Origin of the sequence: Massilia sp. X63, assembly GCF_041023745.1 — a bacterium.
Classification (GTDB): domain Bacteria; phylum Pseudomonadota; class Gammaproteobacteria; order Burkholderiales; family Burkholderiaceae_D; genus Telluria.
In genome coordinates this window covers 416253-440829 of record NZ_JBFTEF010000002.1, presented here as the reverse complement: position 1 = coordinate 440829, position 24577 = coordinate 416253, and the positions used below count along the sequence as shown (strand labels likewise).

Genomic DNA, 24577 nt, shown 5'->3' with positions numbered 1-24577 from the left:
AGCAATTTACCACGTGGAAGAAATGCTGCCGACGACGGGATGGGGAGCAAAAAGCCGCCGCCGGCCATGCCGCAGCCGGTGGCGGGAAAGGGAAAACTTACTTCGGCATGATGACCGTATCGATCACATGGATGACGCCGTTGTCGGCCATGATGTCGGTCTTGGTGACGGTGGCCTTGTCGACCATGACCTGCTTGCCCTTCATGCTGACCTTGAAGGAGTTGCCCTCCACCGTCTTCACCATGCCCGGCTTGACGTCGGCCGCTTTCACCGTGCCAGGCACCACATGGTAGGTCAGCACCTTGGTCAAGGCTTCCTTGTCCTTCAGCAGTGCGTCGAGCTTTGCCTTGGGAATCTTGGCAAATGCCGCATCGGTCGGCGCGAACACCGTGAAGGGGCCGGGCCCTTTCAGGGTATCGACCAGGCCGGCCGCCTGCACGGCGGCGACCAGGGTATTGAAGCTGCCGGCGGACTTGGCGGTGTCGACGATATCGGCAGCCTGCGCCGTACCGAGGGCAAATGCAAAGGGAAGGACGACGAGGAATCGTTTCATGATGTGCTCCTGGGTGGTGGGTGAATGAAATGGCCTTGTCCCGATACTATAGAAAAAATCATCAAAATGTCTAATGTTTGACACTATAATTCAGAAATTAAATGGTTCAAACTCGGTGCATCAAGATGATTTCCAATGATAAAGCGGTTCACGATGTCGTGTATCGGGCCGGTACCGCAGCGCGCATGGCGGGCTTGCCGGTGGAAACCCTGCGGGTGTGGGAACGTCGCTATCAGTTGTGCGACACGCAGCGCTCCGCGCACGGCCAACGGCTGTACTCGGCCGAACAGATCGAGCGCCTCGGCCTGCTCAAGCAACTGGTCGACCAGGGCCATGCCATCGGCGTACTGGCAGGACTGTCGCGCACACAGCTGCAGCTGATCCTTGGCCGGCACAGGGAACCACAGGCGGCATACGCTTCGGCGATCCGTACCGTGGTCGTGGGAAGCAGCCTGCCGCGCAGACTGGTCGTCATCGACTGCGCGGCGCTCGGGCTGGAGATGCGTGTCCGCTGCGCCAGCCTCGGGGAGCTCGAGCAATCCGAACTCGACTGCGAGGCGGAGCTCCTGATCGTCGAACAGTCCGAACTGGACGACACCCTGCTGCCTCGGCTCGAAGCCGTGCGTGCGCGTATGGCGGACGCAGCCATCCTGGTCCTGTATCGCTTTTCGTCGAGCGCGGCGATCCGGGCATTGCGCATGGCGGGCTGCCTGGTGGCGCGCATGCCCGCCGACCTGGGCGAGCTGGCGCCCTTGTGCCGGCTCGCGCTCCAGGGACAACGCATTCCGCTGCCTGCCGGCCCGCCGCCCGTGCCGGCGCAGCGCTTCGACGAGCACACGCTGGCCACGCTCGCACAAGCGAGCGGCCGGGTGAACTGCGAATGCCCGCGCCACCTGGCCGAAGTCTTGATGACGGTGGGGAGTTTCGAGCGTTACAGCGCACAGTGCGCGGCGCGAAGTCCCGACGACGCCGAACTGCATGCCGCATTGCAGCGCAGCGCGGGGCAAGCGCGGGCAGTGCTGGAAGACGCCCTCGAGCGGCTCGCGCTTGCGGAAGGGATTCCCTTGCCGCCTTACCTGGCCAATGGCACCTGATGCGGACGTGGCGTCGGGAGCGCCGCTCTCCCGGGTGTTCTTGCTGACCGTCGACCGGGCGGAGCCGTGAGTATTGGCGAGACTTCCTAATCTTGTGGGGGTCTACAATTCCGGTTTTACAATCGGGAGAAACCATGGCCATCGTCAGCATCAAGCTATCGCAGGAGGTAGTCGACAAGGAGCACGCCATGGCGTCCGAGGCCCCGGTGCCTGGCGGCGACATCGCCGGCCTGGTCGACTTCTTCGCGGCCGCGCTGGACAATATCGATGCGAACTATGCGCAGTTCTCGTCCTGGAAGCTGCTCGATTCGACCCTGATCACGACCTATGCCGACGGCGCGGTCGGGACGTATAGCGGCCTGGTGCTGGACAACGCGACGGCGCCGCGTGGCCGCGCCAGCCTGACCGGCTTCGACTTCAGCATCCCGGGCCTGCTCGATCTGGGCGTGACCGGCAGGATGATCTACGACTACGACATGAGCGGTGGCGGCCTGGTATTCAATCCGGCGCCGGAAGGCATGACGATCAATGGCCTGCGCCTCGCCACCCGCCTGCCGACCACCAGTCCCGACTACGACCCGAGCTTCGGCAACGTTTCGATGTCGATGAGCGGCGCCGTGACCGTGCTGCCGAGCGGCGAGATTCGCGGCACGATCGGCAGCATCGACATCGGGGCCGACAAGTTCATCCGCTCGGCGTCGCTGCGGGGCGACTTCTCGCTCGCGACCATCATGAGCAACGGTGAACCGATGCCGATGCTCGACGGATCGCTGAAGGCCATCGACATCGCCTACCACGACGGCAGCCTGGTCAAGGTCAGTAACGCCGCCATCGCTTTCCAGCCCGGGACATCGCTGGAGCAGGCACTGCTGCAAGGCTCGAGCGGAAACGACGACATCAGCGTCGACCTGCCGGGCAGGCTGTACGAAGATATGGTGGTCGCGGCCGGATCGGGGGACGACATTGTCACCCTCAAGGGCGGCGGCGGACGCCTGGGCGTGGCGGCCGGCGACGGCAACGATGTGGTGAGCCTGCTGGGCGACAGCCACGTGGTCGACGGCGGGCGCGGCATCGATACCGTAAAGCTGGCCGGAGCCCAGGCCGACTACGTGGTCAAGCACATCGCGGTGGCGCCCAATCCCGATCCGCGCTATACGCCGGTGTCGCAGTACAGCGTGACCGACAAGAGCGGCGCGACCAGCACGCTGACCAACGTCGAGCGCATCGTGTTCGGCAACGCGACCCTGGCGCTCGACGTCGACGGCAATGCCGGCCAGGCCTACCGCCTGTACCAGGCCGCCTTCGACCGCACCCCGGACGCGGTCGGCCTGGGCTTCTGGATCAACAGCCTGGACAAGGGCCTGAGCCTGACCGACATTGCGGCCGCCTTCCTGACGCAGGCGGAGTTCAAGGCCGCCTACGGCAGCAGCCAGTCGAACCTGGAACTGGTGACCCGCTTCTACCAGAACATCCTGGGACGCGAACCCGAAGCGGCCGGACGCGATTTCTGGGTCGGCAAGCTCGACGACAAGGTGGTGGGCGTGGCCGAGGTGCTGGCGGCGATCAGCGAAAGCGCCGAGAACAAGGCCGGGCTGGTCGACATCATCGGCAACGGCTTTGCCTACACGCCCTGGGGCGGCAACTAGGCTAGACGATCTTCAGCCGGTCGGCCAGCAGCGCCTCGTAGGTCATGTTCTGCAGCAGGGTGTAGTGCACCGGGTCCAGGTCGATGAACTGGACCCCGTAGCTGTACACGTCGGGCTTGTCCGGCGCCGGCCGGGCGACCGTCATGTTCCTGACCGCGGCCTGGGTCTCGACCGGCACTTCCTCGTTGGCGGGCGGCGTCGCGAGCGCGAACGCCAGCGTCAGCATCTTGCTGTCGGGCGGCAGGGGATAGGCCGTTTCGACCCTTGCTCCCGTGACCGACACGTTGGTCAGCATGCAGGCCACCGGCGCGGCATCGCCGCCGGACCCGGACACCCGCGCCGGAATCTCGGCCCTCACCCGCATCGCACCGCGCAGGCTGGTCCCCTGGATCGAGGTCGGGAAGGACAGGTGCACGTAGTTCAGCGGCCGCGCGAACACGCGCTCGACCGAGCATGCGAACGAGCACACGTTCACCCCGGAGAACACCCGGATCGTCAGCCGGTCGCCCTCGGTCATCGCGATCGGCGCACCGTTCTCGGTGGGGATCTTGATGATCAGGTACTCGTCCTTGACGTAGCCGATCAGGGTCGAGAAGTACTGGACGGGTTTCAGGTGGCGATGGGTCATTACCTGCAGGCGGACGCCGACCTGCAGGTTCATTGTCTCGAACTCGAATTCCTGGGGCTTGAGTTCGCGTGCTTGTTCGGTGGTCATGTGATGCTGATGCTGGCTCGCCGTCGAGCGGGCGAAAGTCGGCATCATATCAGTTTACATGTATCCCGAAAGCACTCATCAGTTTGGTGAATATTGGAGAGAATTCGACCGGCGGACAGCGCTGAAAGATCGCTTTTCCGTTCAGATATCGGCCGTCCAGTCCCCGCTCTTGCCGCCATGTTTTTCCAGCACCCGCACATTGGTCATCACCATGCCGCGATCGACCGCCTTGCACATGTCGTAGACCGTCAAGAGGCCGACCTGCACCGCGGTCAGCGCTTCCATCTCGACTCCGGTCTTGCCGATGGTCTCGACCTGGGCCCGGCAATGCACGCTGGAGGCTGCCGCGTCGATCTCGAAATCCACCGCCACCCGGGTGATCGGCAGCGGATGGCACAGCGGCACCAGGTCGCTGGTGCGCTTCGAGGCCATGATCGCCGCGATGCGCGCGATGCCGATCACGTCGCCCTTTTTCGCATTGCCCGACTGGATCAGCGCGAGCGTGTCCGGCTGCATGCGGATGGTGCCGGCCGCGACGGCGATGCGGTGGGTGTCCTGCTTGGCGCCGACGTCGACCATGTGGGCCTGGCCGGTGGCGTCGAAATGGGTCAGGTGGTCTGAAGGGGGAGTAGAGGTGCTCATTGCCATGTAATCAAGGTTGCGGAACAAAGTGGCTCGCCGGACAGCAACGCGGCGGCGGATGGGGGTATCATAGCATTGTGAAATACGCTCCCAGCCCAGCATCGGCGCGCCGCTGGCGCCCTGCGTTGACCGCCATTGCCTTGTGCACGGCGGCCGCTTTCGCCATCGCCGCTCCCGCCGAGCCCCTGCAAAAGCCCGACAACCTCCGCCTGCCGACGCTCGGCGACAGCGCGCGCCAAGACCTGTCGCCCGTGCTCGAACGTAAGCTCGGCGAGGAGATCATGCGCGACGTGCGGCGCGACCCGGCCTACCTCGACGACGACCCGATCATCGAGTACCTGAACAATCTCGGCAATGCACTGGTGGCGGCCGCGCCCGGCGCACGCGGCGAGACCAATGCCGATTTCTCCTTTTTCGCGATGCGCGATTCCGCCCTGAACGCGTTCGCGCTGCCGGGCGGTTTCATTGCGGCGCACACCGGCCTGATTGTGGCGGCGCAGAACGAATCCGAGCTGGCCGGCGTGATGGCGCACGAGATCGGCCACGTGTCGCAGCGCCACATCGCGCGCATGCTGGGGCAGCAGAAGCAGGACGTGCTGCTGCCGCTGGCGGCGATGATCCTGGCCGCGCTGGCCGCCAAGTCGAGCCCGGACGCCGCCATGGGCGTGCTGATGGGCGGGCAGGGCCTGGCCGTGCAGCGCCAGCTGAACTTCAGCCGCGACGCCGAGCGCGAGGCCGACCGCGTCGGCTTCCAGATCATGGGCGCCGGCGGCTATGACGTCACCGGCATGGTGGGCTTCTTCAAGCGCCTGCAAAGCGCCAGCAAGCTGGCGGGCGACATTCCGGCCCACCTGGCGCACCTGAGCAGCCACCCGCTGACCGCCGAGCGCCTGGTCGACATGCAGGCGCGCATCCGCGCGGCCCCGAAGAAGGCGCGCGTGGACAACCTCGACTTCCAGCTGGTGCGCGCGCGTGCCCGCGTGCTGCAGGACGAAAGCGTCAGCGGCCGCCGCGACACCCGCAACGCGTTGGAAACCCAGCTGAAGGAATCGCACCGCCAGCTGCAGGCCGGCGCGCAGTACGGCCTGGCCGTGCTGGCGCTGCGCCAGGGGAACGTGGCCGAGGCTCAGGACTGGCTCGACAAGGCGCGCGCGACCGTGAAGCCGAAGGAGGGCGTGCTGTCGGCCGAATCGACCGCGGGCGACGGCGCCGCGATGTTCGCCGGCCTTTCCATCGAGATCAAGCTGGCGCCGGGCCAGCCGCCGGCGGTCGCCGGGGAAGCGCTGAACGAGGCGGACGCGGCGCGCCAGCGCTTCCCGCTGTCGCGCGCCATCGCGCACCAGTACGGCGAGGCGCTGATCGCGGCCGGCAAGTACGACGAGGCGACCCGCTACCTGCGCGACCAGACCCAGCTCTACCGCGAAGACGGCAAGCTGCACGACATGCTGGCGCGGGCTTATTCGAAGCAGGGCAGGATCGCCCTGCAGCACATGGCGCTGGCCGAATCCTACGTCGTGGCCGGCGCGCTGCCGGCGGCGGTGGCGCAGCTCGAGCTGGCGCGCAAGGCGGGCGATGTGTCCTTCTACGACCAGGCCGTCATCGATGCCCGCGAGCGCGAACTGAAGGCGCGCCAGAAGGCCGAGAAGGAAGAAGAGAAAGACCGTCCGTGAGTCAGGTTCCCGGCGCCTGCACGTAGCCGAAGCGGCGCGACAAGGCTTCCGCCGACAGCCGTTCGACACGCAGCTTCCGGCCCGGCAGCACCAGCGCCAGCTCGGCCGCATCGTCTTCCAGCCAGGCCATGATCGCTTCCACCGAGGCCGCTCGGCCGTCGAGTTCCGTGTGCGCCAGCACCTGGGCCACGTCGCGGTCGTCGAGCTGGGCGACGATCTCGCCCGCCTGCAGGATCACGGCGCCGGCGTCGGTCATGAAGGCCGCTTCCGGCGTGAACGCCTGTCCGGTCTGCACCACGAAGCCCTGGGCCGGGTCGGTGCGCGCGATGAACGGCGTCGCTTCCAGGTTTACGTAGACGCGCTGCGGGCCGTTCTGGAAATACCAGCGGCCCTGGTCGTCGTGGGCGTAATTGCGGTTGATGAAGCCGACCAGCGTGGCATTGGCCAGCTTGTCGCCCGGCGCCTCGGCGCGCTGCGCGGCCTCGTCGCGCATGCGCCAGTTGCCGCGCGCATCCAGCGCCAGCCAGCCATAGCAGTGGGGCACGTTGGGCCACTTGGCCATTGCCTGTTTTACGATATCGTCCATGGTCTCAAGCTTCGCATGCTTCGTGCGCGTCCGGCGCGCGATCGGGGGCGGCGGGGCGGGGCGCCGTGCCGTCGAAGAAATCCAGGATGCGCCGCGGCAGCCAGTCGATCCGTCCCGGGAATGGTCCGACGGAGAAGCCGACGTGCCCACCGGCTTCAGGATACTCCAGCGTCACCGCTTTGGATGCGGACTGGGGCAAATGGCGGCCGGGCAGGAAGGGGTCGTTGCGGGCGTTCAGCACCAGGGTCGGCACCGTGATGGCGTGCAGCACGTGGCGGGCGCTGGCGCGGTGCCAGTAGTCGTCGGTGTCCTTGTAGCCGTGCAGCGGCGCCGTCACCACGTTGTCGAAGGCGTACAGGTCGCGCGCCGCAAGCAGGGCGGCCCGGTCGAACAGGCCGGGGTAGCGCTCCAGCTTGGCCAGGCACTTGGGCTTGAGGGTCTGCAGGAACATGCGCGTGTACAGCATGTTGAAGCCGGACGAGAGCGCCTCGCCGCCGCGCGCCAGGTCGAGCGGCGCGGACACGGCGCAAGCCGCCTCGACGATGTCGGCGCCGTGGCCCGATTCGCCCAGCCAGCGCAGCAGCGCATTGCCGCCCAGCGAGACGCCGGCCACGAACAGCGGGCCGCGCTGGTCCGGGCCGCGGCGCGCATGCAGCGTGCGCACGATCCAGTCCACCTCGAGGGCGTCGCCGGAATGGTAGAAGCGCGGCATCCGGTTGGCTTCGCCCGAGCAGCCGCGGAAATGCGCCACCGCTCCGGACCAGCCGCGTTCGCGCAGCGCCGCCATCAGCGCACGCGCGTAGTGGCTATCGGAAGAGCCTTCCAGGCCGTGGAACAGCACGACCAGCGGTTTGCCCGGCTGGCCGTCGACGAAATCGACATCGATGAAGTCGCCGTCGCTGCTTTCCCAGCGCTCGCGCCGGTAGGCGACCGGCGGCTTGGCGATGCAGGTGGCCGGGTAGATGGTCTGGAGGTGGCCGCCAGGCAGCCACGCGGGCGCACGGTAGGACATGGCAGGAAGCTGCGGCGGGTGCGCCGCAGCGGCGCATGGAAAAAAGCGGATCAGTGGTGCTTGAGCTCGACGCCCGCGGCGAGGCGGTACTGGGTGCCGCAATACGGGCACTTGGCATTGCCGTCGTGGTCGAAGTCGAGGAAGACGCGCGGGTGCGAGGACCACAGCGGCATTGCCGGATTCGGGCAATGTGCCGGCAGGTCTTTGGCCTCGAGTTCCACCACAGGCATCGTCTTTTGGTTCATCTGGTATTTCTCCGTCAAGGGAAGTGGGCAAAGATACGATTCTATCCGATTCACCCTGCATATCGAAATGATCGGTAGAATAACGAGCTGATCATAATAGAGCCCGGGCGCCGGATTTGCCAATGCGTTGCCATGCATTGTCGTTCACGCTGCCAGCCCGGCGCCGCACCTATACATTCGTTTCATGCCCGACCGTTTCGAGCCCGTCGCCGCATCCGCCCATCCCGGCAGTTGCAGGAAAACCACATGACCCCGGCCCTGCCGCCAGGCCAGGACCGCGTTGCCGCCGTGGCCCCCGTCGAAGTCCATGATCCGGATGCCTGGCGCGAAGGCTTCAAGACCGGCTTGCCCACCCTGTTCGGCATCGGCGCCTGGGGGCTGGTGGTCGGCATCGCGATGGTCAAGAGCGGCCTGACGGCGGTGCAGGCGGTCGGCATGACCCTGCTGGTCTTCGCCGGATCCGCCCAGCTCGCTTCGCTTCCGCTGATCGCGGCCGCCGCCCCGATCTGGGTCATTTTTGCCACCGCGCTGGTCGTCAACCTGCGCTTCGTCATCTTCTCGGCGCTGCTCGGGCCGCATTTTGCCCACCTGCCGTGGAAGCAGCGCTTCCTGCTCGGCTACGTCTCGGGCGACCTGACCGTGGCGATGTTCCTGCAGCGCTATCCCACCGCCGAGCGCGTGGCCGGCAAGCTCTCCTACCTGAAGGGCCTGATGTACCCGAACTGGTTCGCCTGGCAGGCCGGTTCCCTGATCGGCATTTTTCTCGGCAGCGCCGTCCCCGCCGAATGGGGGCTCGGCTTCGCCGGCACCCTGGCGATCCTGTGCATCATGGTCCCGCTGATCATCAACAATGCGGCGCTGTGCGGGGTCGTGGTGGCGCTGGCGATCTCGGTGCTGGCCTACGGCCTGCCGTACAAGCTGGGCCTGCTGCTGGCGGTGCTGGTCGGGATGATCACTTCGATGATTGTCGAAGAGTCCTTTGCCAAGCGAAAGGCCAAGCATGTCTGACTGGGAAATCTGGATCACCATCGGCGTGCTGTGCGTGGCCACCGCCGCCACCCGCAGCTCGTTCTGGCTGATCGGCCACCGCGTCACCATCCCGCCCAGGGTCCAGGAAATGCTGCGCTATGCGCCGGCCTGTGCGCTGGCGGCCATCGTCGGGCCCGACCTGCTGGTCGACGGCCAGGGCCAGGCCCAGTTCACGCTGGCCAATCCCAAGTTGCTGGCAGCCCTTGCCGCGCTGGCCTTCTATCTGTGGCGGCGCAGCATGCTGATGACGATCATCTTCGGCATGGGAGCCTTTACACTGTTGCGCGTCCTACACGTTTTTCAGTAGCTGCGCTCATGTACAATGACGTTTTTTCACTATTTCACTGCTCATTAGCCAATGGACGACGTTCTCGGTTTCACCCGTTTGCAAGACCTGATCGACCGCGACGCGCTGAGGAATAAGCGCGTATTCATCCGCGCCGACCTGAACGTGCCGCAGGATGACGCTGGCAATATCACTGAAGACACCCGTATCCGCGCCTCCGTGCCGGCGATCCAGGCAGCCCTGAAAGCCGGCGCCGCCGTCATGGTCACCTCGCACCTGGGTCGTCCGACCGAGGGCGATTTCAAGCCGGAAGACAGCCTGGCGCCGGTCGCCGCGCGCCTGTCCGAACTGCTCGGCCAGCCGGTGGAACTGAAGCAGAACTGGGTCGACGGCGTCGATGTCGCCCCCGGTCAGGTCGTGCTGCTGGAAAACTGCCGCGTCAACAAGGGTGAGAAGAAGAATTCGGACGAACTGGCCCAGAAGATGGCCAAGCTGTGCGACGTCTACGTCAACGACGCCTTCGGCACCGCGCACCGCGCCGAAGCCACCACCCACGGCATCGCCAAGTTCGCCCCGGTCGCCGTGGCCGGCCCGCTGCTGGCGGCGGAACTGGATGCGCTGGGCAAGGCGCTCGGCAAGCCGATCCGCCCGCTGCTGGCCATCGTGGCCGGCTCCAAGGTGTCGAGCAAGCTGACCATCCTGCAGAGCCTGGCCGGCAAGGTGGACAAGCTGATCGTCGGCGGCGGCATCGCCAACACCTTCATGAAGGCCGTCGGCCTGAACATCGGCAAGTCGCTGGTGGAGAACGACCTGGTGGGCGAGGCCAAGCAGATCATCGACATGATGGCGGCGCGCGGCGCCCAGGTGCCGATTCCCGTGGACGTGGTGTGCGCCAAGGAATTCAGCCCGACCGCCGCGGCCACCGTCAAGGACGTGGCCGACGTCGCGGACGACGACATGATCCTGGACATCGGTCCGAAGACCGCCGCCATGCTGGCCGAGCAGGTGGCCAAGGCCGGCACCATCGTCTGGAACGGCCCGGTGGGCGTGTTCGAGTTCGACCAGTTCGCCGAGGGCACCAAGACCCTGGCGATGGCCATCGCCAAGTCGAACGGCTTCTCGATCGCCGGCGGCGGCGACACCCTGGCCGCGATCGCCAAGTACGACATCGGCGACCAGATCGGCTACATTTCGACCGGCGGCGGCGCCTTCCTCGAGTTCCTGGAAGGGAAGACCCTGCCGGCAGTCGAGATCCTGCTCCAGCGCCAGGCAAAATAATCAGTACCAGCGCAGCCCCGGGGCTGCGCTTCTCTTTTCAGAACCAAGGATTCCACACACATGCAAGCTGCGCGCCCCATGTATAACGCCACCAAGATCGTCGCCACCATCGGCCCCGCGTCGACCGACTTCGATATCCTCGTCAAGATGATCCGCGCCGGCGTCGACGTCGTGCGCCTGAACTTTTCGCACGGTAAGGCGCAGGACCACATCGACCGCGCCGCGCTGGTGCGCCGCGCGGCCGCCGAATGCGGCGTCGAAGTGGCGATCATGGCCGATATGCAGGGGCCCAAGATCCGCGTCGGCAAGTTTGAAGAGGGCAAGATCTTCCTGAACAACGGCGACAAGTTCATCCTCGACGCGAAGTGGGGCGAGAACGGCGAACTGGGCAACCAGGAACGCGTCGGCCTCGACTACAAGGCGCTGCCGCGCGACGTCAAGCCGGGCGACAAGCTGCTGCTCAACGACGGCCTGATCGTACTGATCGTCGACAAGGTGGTCGGCCAGGAGATCTGCACCACGGTCAAGGTCGGCGGCGAGCTGTCGAACAACAAGGGCATCAACCGCCAGGGCGGCGGCCTGACCGCACCGGCGCTGACCTCGAAGGACATGGAAGACATCAAGACCGCGATGAGCTTCCAGGCCGACTACCTGGCGATCTCGTTCCCGAAGAACGCCACCGACATGGAAATGGCGCGCCAGCTGGCCAACATCGCCGGCGAAGCCTACGGCCACAAGCCGATGATGATCGCCAAGATCGAGCGCGCCGAAGCGATTCCTGTGCTGCAGGAAATCCTCGACGCCTCCGACGGCATCATGGTCGCCCGCGGCGACCTGGCAGTGGAAGTGGGCAACGCGGCCGTGCCGGCGCTGCAGAAGCGCATGATCCAGATGGCGCGCGCGTCCAACAAGCTGGCCATCACCGCGACCCAGATGATGGAGTCGATGATCGTCAACGCGGTGCCCACCCGCGCCGAAGTGTCGGACGTGGCCAACGCCGTGCTGGACGGTACCGACGCCGTGATGACCTCGGCGGAAACCGCATCGGGCAAGTACCCGGTCGAAACCGTCGAGATGATGGCCGCGATCTGCCTCGAGGCCGAGAATTCCGAATACAACAAGCGTGACGCAGATTTCCTGAATGTCCAGTTCACCCGCATCGACCAGTCGATCGCCTACGGCACCCTGTTCACGGCGCACCACCTGAAGGTGAAGGCGATCGTGGCGCTGACCGAATCGGGCTCGACCGCACTGTGGATGAGCCGCCACTCGATCGACACCCCGATCTTCGCCCTGACCCCGCTGCAAACGACGCAGCGCAAGGCGTCGCTGTACCGGAACGTGCGAGCATTCCACCTCCTGCAGGAAGGTGGCAGCCACGCGGTGCTGCGCAAGGCCGAAGAGGTCCTGATCAACGAAGGCATGGTGCGCAAGGGCGACCTGATCGTCGTGACCTGGGGCTCGCCGATGGGGCAGGCCGGCGGCACCAATGCGCTCAAGATCGTGCGCGTGGGCGAGCTGGACGAAATAGTTTCTTAATTGTTTGGAGTAATCAACCATGGCACTCGTATCGATGCGTCAATTGCTGGACCATGCCGCCGAACACGGCTACGGCTTGCCGGCGTTTAACGTCAACAACCTGGAGCAGGTGCAGGCCATCATGGCCGCGGCCGACGCCACTTGCAGCCCGGTCATCATGCAAGCCTCGGCCGGCGCGCGCAAATACGCAGGCGAAGCCTTCCTGCGCCACCTGATCGACGCCGCCGTCGAAGCCTACCCGCACATCCCGGTCGTCATGCACCAGGACCACGGCCAGTCGCCGGCGGTCTGCATGGCCGCGATCCGTTCGGGCTTCACCTCGGTGATGATGGACGGTTCGCTCGAAGCCGACGGCAAGTCGGTCGCTTCGTACGAATACAACGTCGAGGTCTCGCGCGAAGTGGTCAAGTTCGCGCACTCGATCGGCGTGACGGTCGAAGCTGAACTGGGCGTGCTCGGTTCGCTCGAAACCATGAAGGGCGACAAGGAAGACGGCCACGGCGCCGACGGCACCATGACCCGCGAGCAGCTGCTGACCGACGTGGCCCAGGCCGCCGACTTCGTCGCCAAGACGCAATGCGACGCCCTGGCCATCGCCATCGGCACCTCGCACGGCGCGTATAAATTCACCCGCAAGCCGACCGGCGACATCCTGGCGATCGACCGCATCAAGGAAATCCACGCGCGCATCCCGAACACCCACCTGGTGATGCACGGTTCCTCGTCGGTGCCGCAGGAACTGCTGGCGATCATCCGCGAATTCGGCGGCGACATGAAAGAGACCTACGGCGTGCCAGTCGAAGAGATCCAGGAAGGCATCAAGCACGGCGTTCGCAAGATCAACATCGACACCGACATCCGCCTGGCCATGACCGCTGCGATCCGCAAGTACATGTTCCAGAATCCGTCGAAGTTCGACCCGCGCGACTACCTGAAGCCAGCCCGCGAAGCCGCCACCGAAGTCTGCAAGGCGCGCTACCTGTCCTTCGGCTGCGAAGGCATGGCCGCCAAGATCAAGCCGATGCCGCTGGAAAAGATGGCCGAGCGCTACAAGGCAGGCGAGCTGGCGCAGATCGTGCAGTAAGCAGTGAATCGCATTGCGCTGCTGCCCCGGCGGCGGTGCATTGCGAATTGACGTAAAATTATGCATTCGGTCCAGGCCACCCCCGGCCTGGACGCCTTCACCGGAGGCCTTCTCCGGCTCTGTTTCCCTGATATCCCTTCTATGAACAGCCTCTACAAATCCACCATCAAGTCCCTGCCATTGCTCGGTCACGGCAAGGTGCGCGACAACTACGCTGTCGGCGACGACAAGATCCTGATCGTCACCACCGACCGCCTGTCGGCCTTCGACGTGGTCATGAACGAGCCGATCCCCGGCAAGGGCATGGTGCTGAACCAGATGAGCGACTTCTGGTTCGAGAAGCTCGGCCACATCGTGCCGAACCACCTGACCGGCGTGGCGCCGGAAAGCGTGGTGGCCCCGGATGAAGTCGAGCAGGTGCGCGGCCGCGCCGTCGTGGCCAAGCGCCTCAAGCCGATCCTGGTCGAAGCCGTCGTGCGCGGCTACATCATCGGCTCGGGCTGGAAGGATTACCAGGAAAGCGGCGCCGTCTGCGGCATCCAGCTGCCGGCAGGCCTGCGCCAGGCCGACAAGCTGCCGCAACCGCTGTTCACCCCGGCCGCCAAGGCCGATATCGGCGAACACGACGAGAACATCTCCTTCGAAGAGATGGAACAGCGCATCGGCAAGGAACTGGCCGCCAAGATGCGCGACATCAGCATCCAGCTGTACACCACCGCCGCCGAATATGCCGCCACCCGCGGCATCATCATCGCCGACACCAAGTTCGAGTTCGGCCTCGACGACAAGGGCGTGCTGCACCTGATGGACGAAGTGCTGACCGCCGACTCCTCGCGCTTCTGGCCGGCCGATTCGTACGCGCCGGGCATGTCGCCGCCCTCATTCGACAAGCAGTTCGTGCGCGACTACCTGGAAACCCTGACCGACTGGGGCAAGACCGCACCGGCCCCGGCGCTGCCGCCGGACGTCATCGAAAAAACCCAGGCCAAGTATTTCGAAGCCATCGAACGCCTCACCGGCGAAAAGCTGAAGGCCTGAACGATGAGCGAGCAGAAAAAACCGGTCACCGGCCCGCTGGTCGGCGTGATCATGGGTTCCTCGTCCGACTGGGACGTGATGAAGAATGCGGTGGACATGCTGAAGCAGTTCGGCGTGCCCTTCGAGGCGCAGGTGATCTCGGCGCACCGCATGCCGGACGAGATGTTCACCTATGCGGAAACCGCGCGCGCGCGCGGCCTGCGCGCCATCATCGCCGGGGCCGGGGGCGCCGCCCACCTGCCGGGCATGGTGGCCGCCAAGACCATCGTGCCGGTGCTGGGCGTGCCGGTGCCTTCGAAGTACCTGCGCGGCGAGGACTCGCTGCTGTCCATCGTGCAGATGCCGAAAGGCGTGCCGGTATCGACCTTCGCCATCGGCGAAGCGGGCGCCGCCAACGCGGCCCTGACCGCGGTGGCGATGCTGGCCGCAACCGACGACGTCCTGGCCGAGAAGCTGCAGGCTTTCCGCCTCGAGCAGACCGCGGCCGCCCAGGCCATGACTCTTCCAGTCTGAAGCATGAGTGATCCGTTTCTCCCAAGCGCCAATCCGCCGGCCGTGCTCGGCGTGATGGGCGGCGGCCAGCTCGGCCGCATGTTTGCGCACGCCGCCCAGGCCATGGGCTACCAGGTGGCCGTGCTCGAGCCGGGCAAGGCCAGCCCGGCAGGGCAGGTCGCCGAGCGCCTGATTTCCAGGGCCTATACCGACCCCGACGGCCTGGCCGAACTGGCGCGGACCTGCGTGGCCATTACCACCGAATTCGAGAACGTCCCGGCCGACAGCATGGCCTGGCTGGGCGAGCGCAGCTTCGTGGCGCCAAGCGCGTCCTGCGTGTCGATCGCCCAGGACCGCATCGCGGAAAAGCGCTTCTTCGTCGAATGCGCGCCAGCTTCCGGCGTAATGCCGGCGCCGCACAAGACCATCGCCTCGCACGCCGACATCGACGCCATCGGCGACGAGCTGCTGCCGGGCATCCTCAAGACCGTGCGCATGGGCTACGACGGCAAGGGCCAGGTGCGCGTGCGCACCCGCGAGGACGTGCGCGCCGCTTTTGACGCCATGAATGGCGTCACCTGTCTGTTAGAAAAAATGCTGCCGCTGGCCTACGAGGTCTCGGTGCTCACCGCGCGCGGCCACGATGGCGCGTCGGTGGTCTACCCGATCGCCGAGAACGTGCACCGCGACGGCATCCTGTTCACCACCACCGTGCCGGGCCCGAACGTGTCCGCGGCGTGCGCAAAACAGGCGCAGGACGCGGCGCGCGCCATCGTGGCCCAGCTGGGCTACGTGGGCGTGCTGTGCATCGAGTTCTTCGTGCTTGCCGACGGCACGCTGGTGGTCAACGAGATGGCGCCGCGCCCGCACAACAGCGGCCACTACACCATCGACGCCTGCGTCACCAGCCAGTTCGCGCAGCAGGTACGCGCGATGGCGCGCCTGCCGCTGGGCGACGTGCGCCAGCATTCGCCCGCCGTCATGCTCAACATCCTGGGCGACGTCTGGTTCGATGGCGACAGCGCGGATGGTGACAATGCGCCGCGCGAGCCGGCCTGGGACCGCGTGCTGGCGCTGCCGGGCGCCAACCTGCACCTGTACGGCAAGGACGACCCGCGCCGCGCGCGCAAGATGGGCCACGTCACCTTCGTGGCGCCGACGCTGGCGCAAGCGCAGGCCAGCCTGCGCCAGGCCTGCGCCATCCTCGGCATTCCGGAGTAAGGATGGAGCACCAGGACCTGGACCAGGCCGCCATCGAGGCCGCCGCACGCGCGCTCGAAGCCGGCGCGCTGGTCGCCTTCCCGACCGAGACCGTGTACGGCCTCGGCGCCGATGCCGAGAACCCGGCCGCGGTGGCGGCCATCTACGCCGCCAAGGGCCGCCCGCAAGATCACCCGGTGATCGTGCACCTGGCCCCGGATGCGCCGCTCGACTACTGGGCCAGCGACATCCCGGCCGAGGCCCATGCGCTGGCCGAGGCCTTCTGGCCCGGCCCGCTGACGATGATCCTCAAGCGCGCCCCGAACATCCCGGACGCCGTCAGCGGCGGCCAGGACACGGTCGGCCTGCGCTGCCCTTCGCACCCGGTGGCGATCGCCCTGCTGCGTGCCTTCAAGGGCGGCCGCGGCGGCGTGGCGGCGCCTTCCGCCAACAAGTTCGGCGCGGTCAGCCCGACCCTGGCCCAGCACGTGCGCGACGAGTTCGGACCGGACGGCACGGTCGCCATGGTGCTGGACGGCGGCGCCTCGCAGGTCGGCATCGAATCGACCATCGTCGACCTGTCGCGCCTGGCCACCCATGGCCCGGTGCTGCTGCGCCCGGGGCACATCAGCGCCGAGGCCATCGCCGCGGTGATCGACCAGGCGCCGGCCGCGCCGGACGCTGCCGCGCCGCGCGCCTCGGGCACGCTCGAATCGCATTACGCGCCGCATACGCCGGTGGCGATGCAGGACGGCGCCCGACTGCGCCACACCCTGCATGAACTCGCCGCGGCGGGGCGCAAGGTGGCACTGATCCATTACTCGGAGATGCCGCCGAACCAGATGCAGCAGATGCATGCGGCCCTGCGCCTGCCGGCCACCCCGGACGGCTTCGCCCACGCCCTGTACGCCGCGCTGCGCGCCATGGACAACCACGGCGCCGACGTGATCCTGGTCGAGGCGCCGCCGCAAGACGGCGCCTGGCTGGGCGTCAACGACCGCCTGCGCCGCGCCGCCCACGGCTCGACCGGCATCGTGCACGGCCTGCTGAACCAATCCACCCCGCATAGCCCTGCAGTTTAGCGCCCCGCCTGGCAGAACGCCCGTACTTACGGGCGTTCTGCAAAACCACACTGTTCAAAAACCGCTTCGTGCCGGCTCCACGGCAGGGCTATAATCGCCGCCCCGATCGATTGTCACTTGTCACCAAAAACTGACGTCCCGGCAACCTTTTCCGTATACAAGCAAGTTGAACACTGGCATATTATTGTGATACGAATAGCACGCCCGTTCGTTTCAGAATAAACCATCTTAGGAGACACAATGCGTCACACCAAACTCGCGCTGACCCTGCTGACTGCAGCGGTGCTGGCGGCATGCGGCGGCACCAGCCCAAGCGGCGGCGACCAAACGCAAAAACTCACGTTCACCCAGCAGGTCTCCTTCGGCGACAGCCTGTCCGACGTGGGCACGTATGCCGTTGGCGCAGTCAAGCAGGCCGGCGGCGGCAAGTTCACCATCAACGGCGACGGCACCGCCAAGAATCCTGAGCTGAACGGCAAGATCTGGGTCGACTTCCTGGCAGCCGAACTGCGCCTGCCGGCGCCGTGCGCGGCCCAGACCGGCCTCGAGGGCGACGCGTCGAAGGGCTTCGCAGTCGCGATCAGCAACAACCTGAGTTGCTTCAACTACGCCCAGGGCGGTTCGCGCGTGACCAACCCGATCGGCCCGGGCAACAAGGCCACCGGCTCGCCGATCGGCGAAATGACCGTGCCGCTGGTGACCCAGGTCGCCAACCACCTGTCCCGCACCGGCAACAAGTTCAGCGGCACCGAGCTGGTCACCGTCCTGTCGGGCGGTAACGACGTGCTGATGGCGCTGAGCACCCTCTCGGCCCAGGCCACGGCCGCCGGCAATGCCGCCGGCGCGCAGGCCTTCCCGACCCTGCTGGCGACCCAGCTGGCAGCCGGCGCCACCAACCCGCAGACCGCCGCCCAGGCCATTGGCGTGGCCATCGCGACCGAGGCCGCACGTCCAGGCTCGACCACGGAAACCATCGTCGCCGCCGCCGTGGGCGCCGCCGCCCGCCAGCCGGGCAACGCCGCCGTGGGCCAGGTCTCGGTGTACGGCCCGATCGTGGCCAAGGTCCAGGCCGACGCGGCCGCCGTGGGCGCCAAGGCCGGCGCCGAGTATGCCGCCGCCAACGGTCCGAAACTGGTCCAGGACCTGGGCGCCGCCGGCGCGCAGATGGCCGCACTGGTGAAGAACGAGATCCTGGCCAAGGGCGCCAAGTACGTCATCGTGGCCAACCTGCCCGACGTCGCCAGCACCCCGGCCGGCAAGTCGAAGAGCGCCGACATCCAGCAGCTGATCACCGCCATGATCAATGCCTTCAATACCCAGCTGAAGAGCGGCATCGGCAGCGACGACCGCATCCTGTACGTCGACCTGTACACCGTCAGCAACGACCAGGTGAAGAACCCGGCGCCGTATGGCCTGACCAACACCACCAGCCCGGCCTGCGGCCCGAATGCGCTGGGCACCACGTCCCTGATCTGCACCAACAGCAATACCGTGGCCGGTGACGTCAGCCGCTACATGTTCGCCGACGACATCCACCCGACGCCGTTCGAGAACAACCTGATCGCACGCCTCGTCCTCAAGGAGATGGCGGTCAAGGGCTGGCTGTAATCGACAGGCTGCACGATAGCGGAGGGCCCGCCGGGATGGCGGGCCCCCATCACAGAATCAGGAGATAACATGAAAGTACGTTTCAACAGCGTCGTCAAGGTGCTGGGTGTGGCCGCAGCTCTGGCCTGCGCTTCGACCGCGTCGGCCCAGTCGGCCGGTCAGATCACCGCCAAGATCGGCCTCAACCAGCTGACCCCGAAGGTCGAGAGCGGCGACATCGGCGCGCCGGCCCTGCCGGGCTCGAAGGGCGACGTCGACCGCGACACCCAGCCGGTCGTGGTCCTGGCCTACGGCCTGACCGACAACATCTCGCTCGAAACCGCCCTCGGTACGCCGTACAAGCACAAGATCTACGGCGCCGGCGCGATCGCGGGCACCGGCCAGCTCGGCACCGTCGAGGCGCTGCCGGCGACCCTGTTCGCGCAATACCGCTTCGGCGCCCCGACCGCCACCTTCCGTCCCTTCGTGGGCATCGGCGCGACCTATGCCTACTTCATGAAGGAACGCGGCTCGGCCAAGATGACCGCGATCACCAATCCGGGCAGCGGCATTCCGACGACCTTCAGCATCGACAACAAGTTCACTTACACCGCCCAGGTCGGCATGGCCGTGAACTTCAACGAGAAGTGGTTCGCCGACGTGACCGTCAACAAGGCGCGCCTGCGCACCGACGTGCACTTCTCGACCGGCCAGACGCAGCACATGAAGCTGGATCCGGTGGCGGTGATCCTGGCCGTCGGCTACAAGTTCTAAGCAGCGTTTCGTTCTGCCGAAGGCCCGCCGCGTGCGGGCCTTCTTGTTTTGTGCGCCCAGCATGGGCGCACTCCTGCGGGTGCAAGTCCCGCCGCGAGCTGACCACAGTGAGCGAAGTGAAACGCAACTGCATGAGGGCAACCGAGTGTGGGAAGGAAGCGTGGAGCGTAAATCATGAGCCGAGGAGCACGAATCGCATAGAAGGCGCTGCCGATCAGGGCGAGCGGGCAAGAAGCCGCGAAGCTCTTGTGGTCAAGGAGAGGTGGCGTAGATGCGGCGGCTGTGTGATGAAGGAGTGCGGCCCTTACCTGGGGACGCCCCGCCTTGTGCCTGAAAGGGCGACGAAAAAAAAATCGGAGCGGGGTCTCAGCAGAGGTCATAGTAGTCGGAGGTAGCGCCGGGAAGGCTCGACTCCGCCGACGAAGGACCAAACGAGTAGGAATGAATCCGATATGCCGATGCAGAAGGCACAGCGTCAGATGCCCGCCAACGCGGGGCGGAAGGCCGTAGGGCAAGGTGAAGCCATGCCCGATGCTTTCAGCGACGAAGCGTTCTGCCCGCGGCATGCAACCGGAGGCACAGGGTCAGCGCTGCTACAAGCGGCGCTGACGACAGAGAACCTGCGGCGGGCGTTCAAGCGTGTGCGGGCCAACAAGGGAGCTGCCGGCGTGGATGGACTGGACATCGATCAGACCTCGCGTCTGCTGGCAACCGAGTGGCCGCACATACGGGAGCGACTGCTGGCAGGGATGTACCGGCCCAAGCCGGTGCGTCGGGTGACGATCCCGAAGCCCGACCGTGGCGAGCGCGAGCTTGGCATCCCGACGGTGACGGATCGGCTGATTCAGCAAGCACTATTACAGGTGCTGCAACCGATCCTTGACCCCACTTTCAGCGAGCACAGCTATGGTTTCAGGCCGGGCAGGCGTGCGCAGGACGCGGTGTTAGCCGCTCAGGCATACGTCCAGTCCGGACTGCGGATCGTGGTGGACGTGGACCTGTCGAAGTTCTTCGATCGGGTCAACCACGACATCCTGATCGACCGCCTGAGGAAACGCATTGACGACGCCGGAGTGATCCGGTTGGTCCGTGCCTATCTGAACAGCGGCATCATGGATCATGGCGTGGTACAGGAGCGGAACGAAGGAACGCCGCAAGGCGGTCCACTGAGTCCGCTGCTTGCCAACGTGATGCTCGATGAAGTGGACAAGGAACTGGAACGGCGCGGCCATCGCTTTGCGCGCTACGCCGACGACGCGAACGTCTATGTTCGCAGCGTGCGGGCGGGTCAGCGGGTGATGAGGCTGCTGCGGCGCTGCTATGCCAAGTTGCACCTCGTGGTCAACGAAGGCAAGAGCGCCGTGGCCAGCGTCTTCGGCCGCAAGTTCCTCGGTTACAGCCTGTGGGTGGGGCGTGGGGGCGAGGTCAAACGCAAGGTGGCGGGAAAGCCGCTGCAGGCGTACAAGCAACGCATTCGGGAACTGACCTGCCGATCCGGCGGGCGCAGTATGGCCGATGTGGTGCAGGGACTGCGTTCCTATATGCTGGGTTGGAAAGGGTATTTCCAGCTGGCGCAAACCCCGAAGGTATGGCGAGAACTCGATAAATGGCTGCGTCACAGGCTGCGGGCTATCCAGCTCAAGCACTGGAAGCGCGGAACCACCATGTATCGGGAGCTGCTCAGGCTTGGGGCTTGGCCGTCGGTGCCAAAGCAGGTGGCGGCCAACAGCCGTCGCTGGTGGCGCAACAGCGATAGGTTGCTCAAAGCAGTGATGACTATCAGCTACTTCGACCGACTGGGCGTACCTCGCCTGTCTTGACCTCAACTACTCGAACCGCCCGGTGCGGACCCGCATGCCGGGTGGTGTGGCAGGGGAGCGGCCCGTTGGGCCGTCCCCTATGCCGATCAGACAGACGAAAAAAGCCCGCGCAAGCGCGGGCCGGAAAAGCACTGCGGGAGACCGGTCAGAACTTGTAGCGCAGCCCAGCCAGGAACTCGCGGCCGGTGACGTTGTTCACCACCACGCTGTTGCGCGCGCGGCTGATGAACTGGTCGTTCGCTTCGTTGGTCAGGTTGACGCCTTCCAGCGTGAACTCGAGCTTCTCGTTCCATTTGTACGAGAGCGACACGTCCACGTTGAAGGTTTCGTTCTTGCCTTCGACGTCGTTGTTGTTCTGGCCCGGCACGCGGGTCAGGAAGGATGAACGCTTGGCGCCCGAGACGCGCGCGCTGAACCTGCCGTCGTCGTAGTAGAAGGTGGCGTTCCAGGACTTCGGCGACAGGTTCAGCAGGTCGTCGACGATGCGCTCGCTGCTGGTCGGCGAGACCGCGTATTCGATCTTCGAGCTCACCTTGGTGTAGTTCAGCACCGTGCCGAAGTTGCGGCCCCAGCCCGGCAGGAAGGTGAACGGCTGCTGGTAGTTCAGTTCGAAGCCCTTGAGCTTGCCGCCGTCGGTGTTGATCGGCGCGGTCACCTGGAACACCTCCTCGCCGTTGAAGTTCGCCGGCAGCAGCGACAGCGGCAGGCCGGTCTCGCGGAAGGGCACGTTGTTGCGCAGCGACTGGATGTAGGTGTCGATGTTCTTCTGGAACAGGCCCAGGCCCACGAAGGCGTTCTTGCCGAAGTAGTACTCGAAGCTCGAGTCGAAGGTCTTGGCGCGGAAGGGCTTGAGCAGCGGGTTGCCGGTGTTGATGGTCAAGGTGCCGGTGGTCGAGACGGTGCCGCCCGGCGACAGGAAGCCCAGCTGCGGACGCGTCATGACCTTGGCCGCGCCGACGCGCACGATGAAGTCGCGGGTGATGTTCGCCGCCAGGTTGAACGAGGGCAGGGTGTCCTTGTACTCATGGTTCACCTTCACCGCGGTGCCGCCGCCCGCCGCCTGGTAGCCGATCGCTTCCAGTTCGGTCTTCACGTGACGCACGCCGATATTGCCGCGCACCGGGATGTCCCACAGGTCGTAGCGGAATTCGCCCATCAGGTAGAAGCCGTCGTCGCGCTCGGTGACGGTGCGGTTGTTGCCGCGGGCGTTGCCGTTGGTGATCGAGGACAGGGTGAAATCGCCCGGGCCGCCCGCCGGACCGGCCTTGATGCAGTTGCAGTAGATGTCGTAGGCCGCGGCGATGGCGCGCAGGTTGGGGATCACCCAGCCGGTCACGTTCCCGGCCGGCATATCCAGGCCCTTGCCGAAGCCGGTGATGGTGGTGCCCAGGTTCGCACCCGCCGGCGGAGCGAAGATCGTGTCGTTCTGGTTCACGCGGCGGAATTCGTAGGTGTCCGACTCGTACTTCTTCTTGTTGATGCCGCCCTTGAACGTGAGGTGCTCATTGGCTTCCCAGGCGAGGTCGAACTGGCCGACGTCGTTGACGTTGGTCGCGCCCTGCGGACGGATGCGGATTTCGCTGGTAGTGGTGTTCGGGATGGTGTTCGGCTGGGTGCCGCTGGTGACTTGCGGCACGCCAATGATGCCCAGCGCGCCGTTGGCGGCCATCGGGTCGAACGGGTAGCCGATCAGGGCGGCCCTGGGGTCCTGGCGGAAGTCGAGCGTGTAGCCGTTGACGTTCAGGGCGTCGAGCGTGACCGTGGTCTGCACCGGATTGCGGAACTTCGAGTTGGCGCGGCCGACCTTGGCGCTCATGCTCCAGCTGTCGTTGAACTTGTGCTCCAGCGTCAGGGTCGGCTGGGTGAAGGTGGTGGTCAGCTCGTCGAAGCGCGACTCCGAACGGATGTCCACGCCGTTGTACTTGCCGTAGAGGAGGGCGCCGTTCGGCGCGTACTGGGCCTCGACCACGCTGATCTGCGGCTTGCCGCCTTGTGTCGCGCTGCGGCTGAACGAGATCGCTTCCAGGAAGTCTTCCTGGCGGGTGGCGTCCAGCTTCGAATACAGCATGTCGAAGGTCAGCAGGGTGCCGCGCTGCGGACGCCACTGCACCGAGGCGGTCAGGCCGAGGCGGTCCTGGTCGTGGGTCAGGCGGCCGTAGCGCGGCAGGCGCGGATGGAAGTTGGCCGGGTTGCTGGCCGCGTTGTACGCGTCGGTGGCAGCTTGCGAGGCCGGCAGGCGCGGCACGCCCTGGGCCGCCGGGCCGCAGGTGGTGGCGGTGGAGGTCGACGGGTTGGCGGTCACGCCTTGCGGCGCGCACCAGCCGCCCGACGACGGGCCGTTATCCCAGCGCACGGTGCTGAAACCGTCTTCCAGCACGCGGCGCTTGGAGAAGGCGCCCGAGACCAGCACGCCCAGGGTGCGGTCCATGAAGGTGTTCGACAGCATGAAGGCCACGCGCGGGTCGACCTTTTCCGAGCCGTCGTTGTACTTGCCCTTGGCGGCGATGGTGGCGTTGAAGCCTTTCAGGTCGAAGGGGCGCAGGGTCTGCAGGTCGACGGTGGCGCCGAGCGAGCCTTCGTCGACGTCGGCCGAGGAACTCTTGCGCACGGTGAGGGAGCTGAACAGCTCGGAGGCGAACACGTTGAAGTCGAAGCCGCGGCCGCGGTTGGTGCCGCCCGAACTGTCGGTGCCGCCGGTGGTGGCCAGGCCCTCGATGCCGTTGATGCGCACGCGGGTGAAGTCCTGGCCGAGGCCGCGCACGGTGATGTTGCGGCCTTCGCCGGCGTCGCGGTCGATCACCACGCCCGGCACGCGCTGCAGCGACTCGGCCAGGTTCGTGTCCGGGAACTTGCCCATGTCTTCCGACTTGATGACGTCGACGATGCCGTTGTCCTGGCGCTTGGCGTTCAGCGCGCTCTCGAGCGAGGCGCGCAGGCCGGTCACCTGGACTGTCTGGATCTGCTGCGGCTGGGCGGCCGGGGCATCCTGGGCTGCGGTTTGCCCATGAGCAGCGCCGATGGACAGGGCGGACACCGAAGCCGTGCCGAGCAGGCACAGGGTCAGGTGGCGTAAGGCGGCGCGCGGCTTATCTTTTTTCATGCTGTCTCCATGCGTTTTTATTCGAATCTGGTCAGGCCAGTTTCTGAATTTTACGACAATATTGACAGATTTGGTCAGGCCACTTTAAATAAATACATCAACTGG

22 protein-coding genes are annotated in these 24577 nt (G+C 65.9%); 15 read left to right on the top strand and 7 right to left on the bottom strand.

Features of this window, described 5'->3' with window-relative positions; all coding sequences use genetic code 11:
* Nucleotides 1-97: 97 nt before the first annotated feature.
* Nucleotides 98-553, bottom strand: a complete 456-nt coding sequence (locus AB3347_RS06080; RefSeq protein ID WP_369090884.1) for a fasciclin domain-containing protein — start codon at nucleotides 551-553, stop codon at nucleotides 98-100.
* A 125-nt stretch (nucleotides 554-678) separates the two neighbouring features.
* Between AB3347_RS06080 and AB3347_RS06075 the strand changes: the two genes are divergently transcribed.
* Both AB3347_RS06075 and AB3347_RS06070 read left to right on the top strand, forming a co-directional pair.
* Complete coding sequence (locus AB3347_RS06075; RefSeq protein ID WP_369090883.1) at nucleotides 679-1647, top strand: MerR family transcriptional regulator; 969 nt, start codon at nucleotides 679-681, stop codon at nucleotides 1645-1647.
* Between the two features lie 134 nt (nucleotides 1648-1781).
* The gene (locus AB3347_RS06070; RefSeq protein WP_369090882.1) at nucleotides 1782-3293 is read left to right on the top strand and encodes a DUF4214 domain-containing protein; all 1512 of its coding nucleotides are present in this window, start codon (nucleotides 1782-1784) and stop codon (nucleotides 3291-3293) included.
* Nucleotide 3294: 1 nt separating this feature from the next.
* Here the strand turns inward: AB3347_RS06070 and AB3347_RS06065 are convergent, their stop codons facing one another.
* Together AB3347_RS06065 and moaC are read right to left on the bottom strand one after the other, a co-directional pair.
* The gene (locus tag AB3347_RS06065) at nucleotides 3295-4008 is read right to left on the bottom strand and encodes a flagellar brake protein (RefSeq protein WP_369090881.1); all 714 of its coding nucleotides are present in this window, start codon (nucleotides 4006-4008) and stop codon (nucleotides 3295-3297) included.
* Nucleotides 4009-4149: 141 nt separating this feature from the next.
* Nucleotides 4150-4650 carry a cyclic pyranopterin monophosphate synthase MoaC gene (gene moaC / locus AB3347_RS06060; RefSeq protein ID WP_369090880.1) on the bottom strand — a complete coding sequence of 167 codons (501 nt, stop codon included), beginning with the start codon at nucleotides 4648-4650 and terminating at the stop codon, nucleotides 4150-4152.
* 77 nt (nucleotides 4651-4727) lie between these two features.
* Here moaC and AB3347_RS06055 point away from each other — a divergent pair, with 77 nt between their 5' ends.
* Entirely contained in the window at nucleotides 4728-6320 is a 1593-nt protein-coding gene (locus AB3347_RS06055; protein WP_369090879.1) for a M48 family metalloprotease, read from the top strand.
* A 1-nt stretch (nucleotide 6321) separates the two neighbouring features.
* On the opposite strand, the gene AB3347_RS06050 is transcribed toward AB3347_RS06055, so the two are convergent.
* Genes AB3347_RS06050 through AB3347_RS06040 form a run of 3 tightly spaced genes read right to left on the bottom strand, consistent with a single transcriptional unit; the run spans nucleotide 6322 to nucleotide 8163 of the window.
* The gene (locus AB3347_RS06050) at nucleotides 6322-6906 is read right to left on the bottom strand and encodes a DUF2946 family protein (protein WP_369090878.1); all 585 of its coding nucleotides are present in this window, start codon (nucleotides 6904-6906) and stop codon (nucleotides 6322-6324) included.
* 4 nt (nucleotides 6907-6910) lie between these two features.
* Nucleotides 6911-7918, bottom strand: a complete 1008-nt coding sequence (locus AB3347_RS06045) for a YheT family hydrolase (RefSeq protein WP_369090877.1) — start codon at nucleotides 7916-7918, stop codon at nucleotides 6911-6913.
* A gap of 50 nt (nucleotides 7919-7968) precedes the next feature.
* On the bottom strand, nucleotides 7969-8163 hold the full coding sequence (locus AB3347_RS06040) for a zinc-finger domain-containing protein (RefSeq protein ID WP_369090876.1): 195 nt from the start codon (nucleotides 8161-8163) through the stop codon (nucleotides 7969-7971).
* Between the two features lie 246 nt (nucleotides 8164-8409).
* Between AB3347_RS06040 and AB3347_RS06035 the strand changes: the two genes are divergently transcribed.
* The 12 genes from AB3347_RS06035 to ltrA all read left to right on the top strand — a co-directional run bounded on the left by AB3347_RS06035 (nucleotide 8410) and on the right by ltrA (nucleotide 21372).
* Nucleotides 8410-9171, top strand: coding sequence for an AzlC family ABC transporter permease (locus AB3347_RS06035; RefSeq protein WP_369090875.1), 762 nt, complete (start codon nucleotides 8410-8412; stop codon nucleotides 9169-9171).
* On the top strand, nucleotides 9164-9499 hold the full coding sequence (locus AB3347_RS06030) for an AzlD domain-containing protein (RefSeq protein WP_369090874.1): 336 nt from the start codon (nucleotides 9164-9166) through the stop codon (nucleotides 9497-9499). The genes AB3347_RS06035 and AB3347_RS06030 overlap by 8 nt, the downstream gene beginning before the upstream one ends.
* Before the next feature lie 51 nt (nucleotides 9500-9550).
* Nucleotides 9551-10756, top strand: a complete 1206-nt coding sequence (locus AB3347_RS06025; protein ID WP_369090873.1) for a phosphoglycerate kinase — start codon at nucleotides 9551-9553, stop codon at nucleotides 10754-10756.
* A 78-nt stretch (nucleotides 10757-10834) separates the two neighbouring features.
* Nucleotides 10835-12295 carry a pyruvate kinase gene (pyk, locus tag AB3347_RS06020; RefSeq protein WP_369091079.1) on the top strand — a complete coding sequence of 487 codons (1461 nt, stop codon included), beginning with the start codon at nucleotides 10835-10837 and terminating at the stop codon, nucleotides 12293-12295.
* A gap of 19 nt (nucleotides 12296-12314) precedes the next feature.
* Complete coding sequence (gene fba, locus AB3347_RS06015) at nucleotides 12315-13379, top strand: class II fructose-bisphosphate aldolase (RefSeq protein WP_369090872.1); 1065 nt, start codon at nucleotides 12315-12317, stop codon at nucleotides 13377-13379.
* Nucleotides 13380-13520: 141 nt separating this feature from the next.
* Nucleotides 13521-14417, top strand: a complete 897-nt coding sequence (locus tag AB3347_RS06010; protein ID WP_369090871.1) for a phosphoribosylaminoimidazolesuccinocarboxamide synthase — start codon at nucleotides 13521-13523, stop codon at nucleotides 14415-14417.
* 3 nt (nucleotides 14418-14420) lie between these two features.
* Nucleotides 14421-14930, top strand: coding sequence for a 5-(carboxyamino)imidazole ribonucleotide mutase (gene purE, locus AB3347_RS06005; protein WP_369090870.1), 510 nt, complete (start codon nucleotides 14421-14423; stop codon nucleotides 14928-14930).
* A 3-nt stretch (nucleotides 14931-14933) separates the two neighbouring features.
* On the top strand, nucleotides 14934-16130 hold the full coding sequence (locus AB3347_RS06000; protein WP_369090869.1) for a 5-(carboxyamino)imidazole ribonucleotide synthase: 1197 nt from the start codon (nucleotides 14934-14936) through the stop codon (nucleotides 16128-16130).
* A gap of 2 nt (nucleotides 16131-16132) precedes the next feature.
* A complete protein-coding gene (locus AB3347_RS05995; protein WP_369090868.1) occupies nucleotides 16133-17191 on the top strand; it encodes an L-threonylcarbamoyladenylate synthase in 1059 nt (352 codons plus the stop codon).
* A 240-nt stretch (nucleotides 17192-17431) separates the two neighbouring features.
* Nucleotides 17432-18799: an SGNH/GDSL hydrolase family protein gene (locus tag AB3347_RS05990; protein WP_369090867.1), complete on the top strand. Its 1368-nt coding sequence runs from the start codon at nucleotides 17432-17434 to the stop codon at nucleotides 18797-18799.
* Between the two features lie 69 nt (nucleotides 18800-18868).
* Complete coding sequence (locus tag AB3347_RS05985; RefSeq protein ID WP_369090866.1) at nucleotides 18869-19552, top strand: OmpW family protein; 684 nt, start codon at nucleotides 18869-18871, stop codon at nucleotides 19550-19552.
* Between the two features lie 452 nt (nucleotides 19553-20004).
* Nucleotides 20005-21372: a group II intron reverse transcriptase/maturase gene (gene ltrA / locus AB3347_RS05980; RefSeq protein ID WP_369090865.1), complete on the top strand. Its 1368-nt coding sequence runs from the start codon at nucleotides 20005-20007 to the stop codon at nucleotides 21370-21372.
* A 145-nt stretch (nucleotides 21373-21517) separates the two neighbouring features.
* Here the strand turns inward: ltrA and AB3347_RS05975 are convergent, their stop codons facing one another.
* Nucleotides 21518-24472 (bottom strand): TonB-dependent receptor, encoded by a 2955-nt coding sequence (locus tag AB3347_RS05975; RefSeq protein WP_369090864.1) that lies wholly within the window; start codon nucleotides 24470-24472, stop codon nucleotides 21518-21520.
* Nucleotides 24473-24577 lie beyond the last annotated feature (105 nt).

Coding starts and splice junctions, on each gene's coding strand:
- AB3347_RS06080 (WP_369090884.1), bottom strand. CDS start 553: ATGAAACGATTCCTCGTCGTCCTTCCCTTTGCATTTGCCCTCGGTACG.
- AB3347_RS06075 (WP_369090883.1), top strand. CDS start 679: ATGATTTCCAATGATAAAGCGGTTCACGATGTCGTGTATCGGGCCGGT.
- AB3347_RS06070 (WP_369090882.1), top strand. CDS start 1,782: ATGGCCATCGTCAGCATCAAGCTATCGCAGGAGGTAGTCGACAAGGAG.
- AB3347_RS06065 (WP_369090881.1), bottom strand. CDS start 4,008: ATGACCACCGAACAAGCACGCGAACTCAAGCCCCAGGAATTCGAGTTC.
- moaC (WP_369090880.1), bottom strand. CDS start 4,650: ATGAGCACCTCTACTCCCCCTTCAGACCACCTGACCCATTTCGACGCC.
- AB3347_RS06050 (WP_369090878.1), bottom strand. CDS start 6,906: ATGGACGATATCGTAAAACAGGCAATGGCCAAGTGGCCCAACGTGCCC.
- AB3347_RS06045 (WP_369090877.1), bottom strand. CDS start 7,918: ATGTCCTACCGTGCGCCCGCGTGGCTGCCTGGCGGCCACCTCCAGACC.
- AB3347_RS06040 (WP_369090876.1), bottom strand. CDS start 8,163: ATGAACCAAAAGACGATGCCTGTGGTGGAACTCGAGGCCAAAGACCTG.
- AB3347_RS06035 (WP_369090875.1), top strand. CDS start 8,410: ATGACCCCGGCCCTGCCGCCAGGCCAGGACCGCGTTGCCGCCGTGGCC.
- AB3347_RS06030 (WP_369090874.1), top strand. CDS start 9,164: ATGTCTGACTGGGAAATCTGGATCACCATCGGCGTGCTGTGCGTGGCC.
- AB3347_RS06025 (WP_369090873.1), top strand. CDS start 9,551: ATGGACGACGTTCTCGGTTTCACCCGTTTGCAAGACCTGATCGACCGC.
- pyk (WP_369091079.1), top strand. CDS start 10,835: ATGTATAACGCCACCAAGATCGTCGCCACCATCGGCCCCGCGTCGACC.
- fba (WP_369090872.1), top strand. CDS start 12,315: ATGGCACTCGTATCGATGCGTCAATTGCTGGACCATGCCGCCGAACAC.
- AB3347_RS06010 (WP_369090871.1), top strand. CDS start 13,521: ATGAACAGCCTCTACAAATCCACCATCAAGTCCCTGCCATTGCTCGGT.
- purE (WP_369090870.1), top strand. CDS start 14,421: ATGAGCGAGCAGAAAAAACCGGTCACCGGCCCGCTGGTCGGCGTGATC.
- AB3347_RS06000 (WP_369090869.1), top strand. CDS start 14,934: ATGAGTGATCCGTTTCTCCCAAGCGCCAATCCGCCGGCCGTGCTCGGC.
- AB3347_RS05995 (WP_369090868.1), top strand. CDS start 16,133: ATGGAGCACCAGGACCTGGACCAGGCCGCCATCGAGGCCGCCGCACGC.
- AB3347_RS05990 (WP_369090867.1), top strand. CDS start 17,432: ATGCGTCACACCAAACTCGCGCTGACCCTGCTGACTGCAGCGGTGCTG.
- AB3347_RS05985 (WP_369090866.1), top strand. CDS start 18,869: ATGAAAGTACGTTTCAACAGCGTCGTCAAGGTGCTGGGTGTGGCCGCA.
- ltrA (WP_369090865.1), top strand. CDS start 20,005: ATGCCGATGCAGAAGGCACAGCGTCAGATGCCCGCCAACGCGGGGCGG.
- AB3347_RS05975 (WP_369090864.1), bottom strand. CDS start 24,472: ATGAAAAAAGATAAGCCGCGCGCCGCCTTACGCCACCTGACCCTGTGC.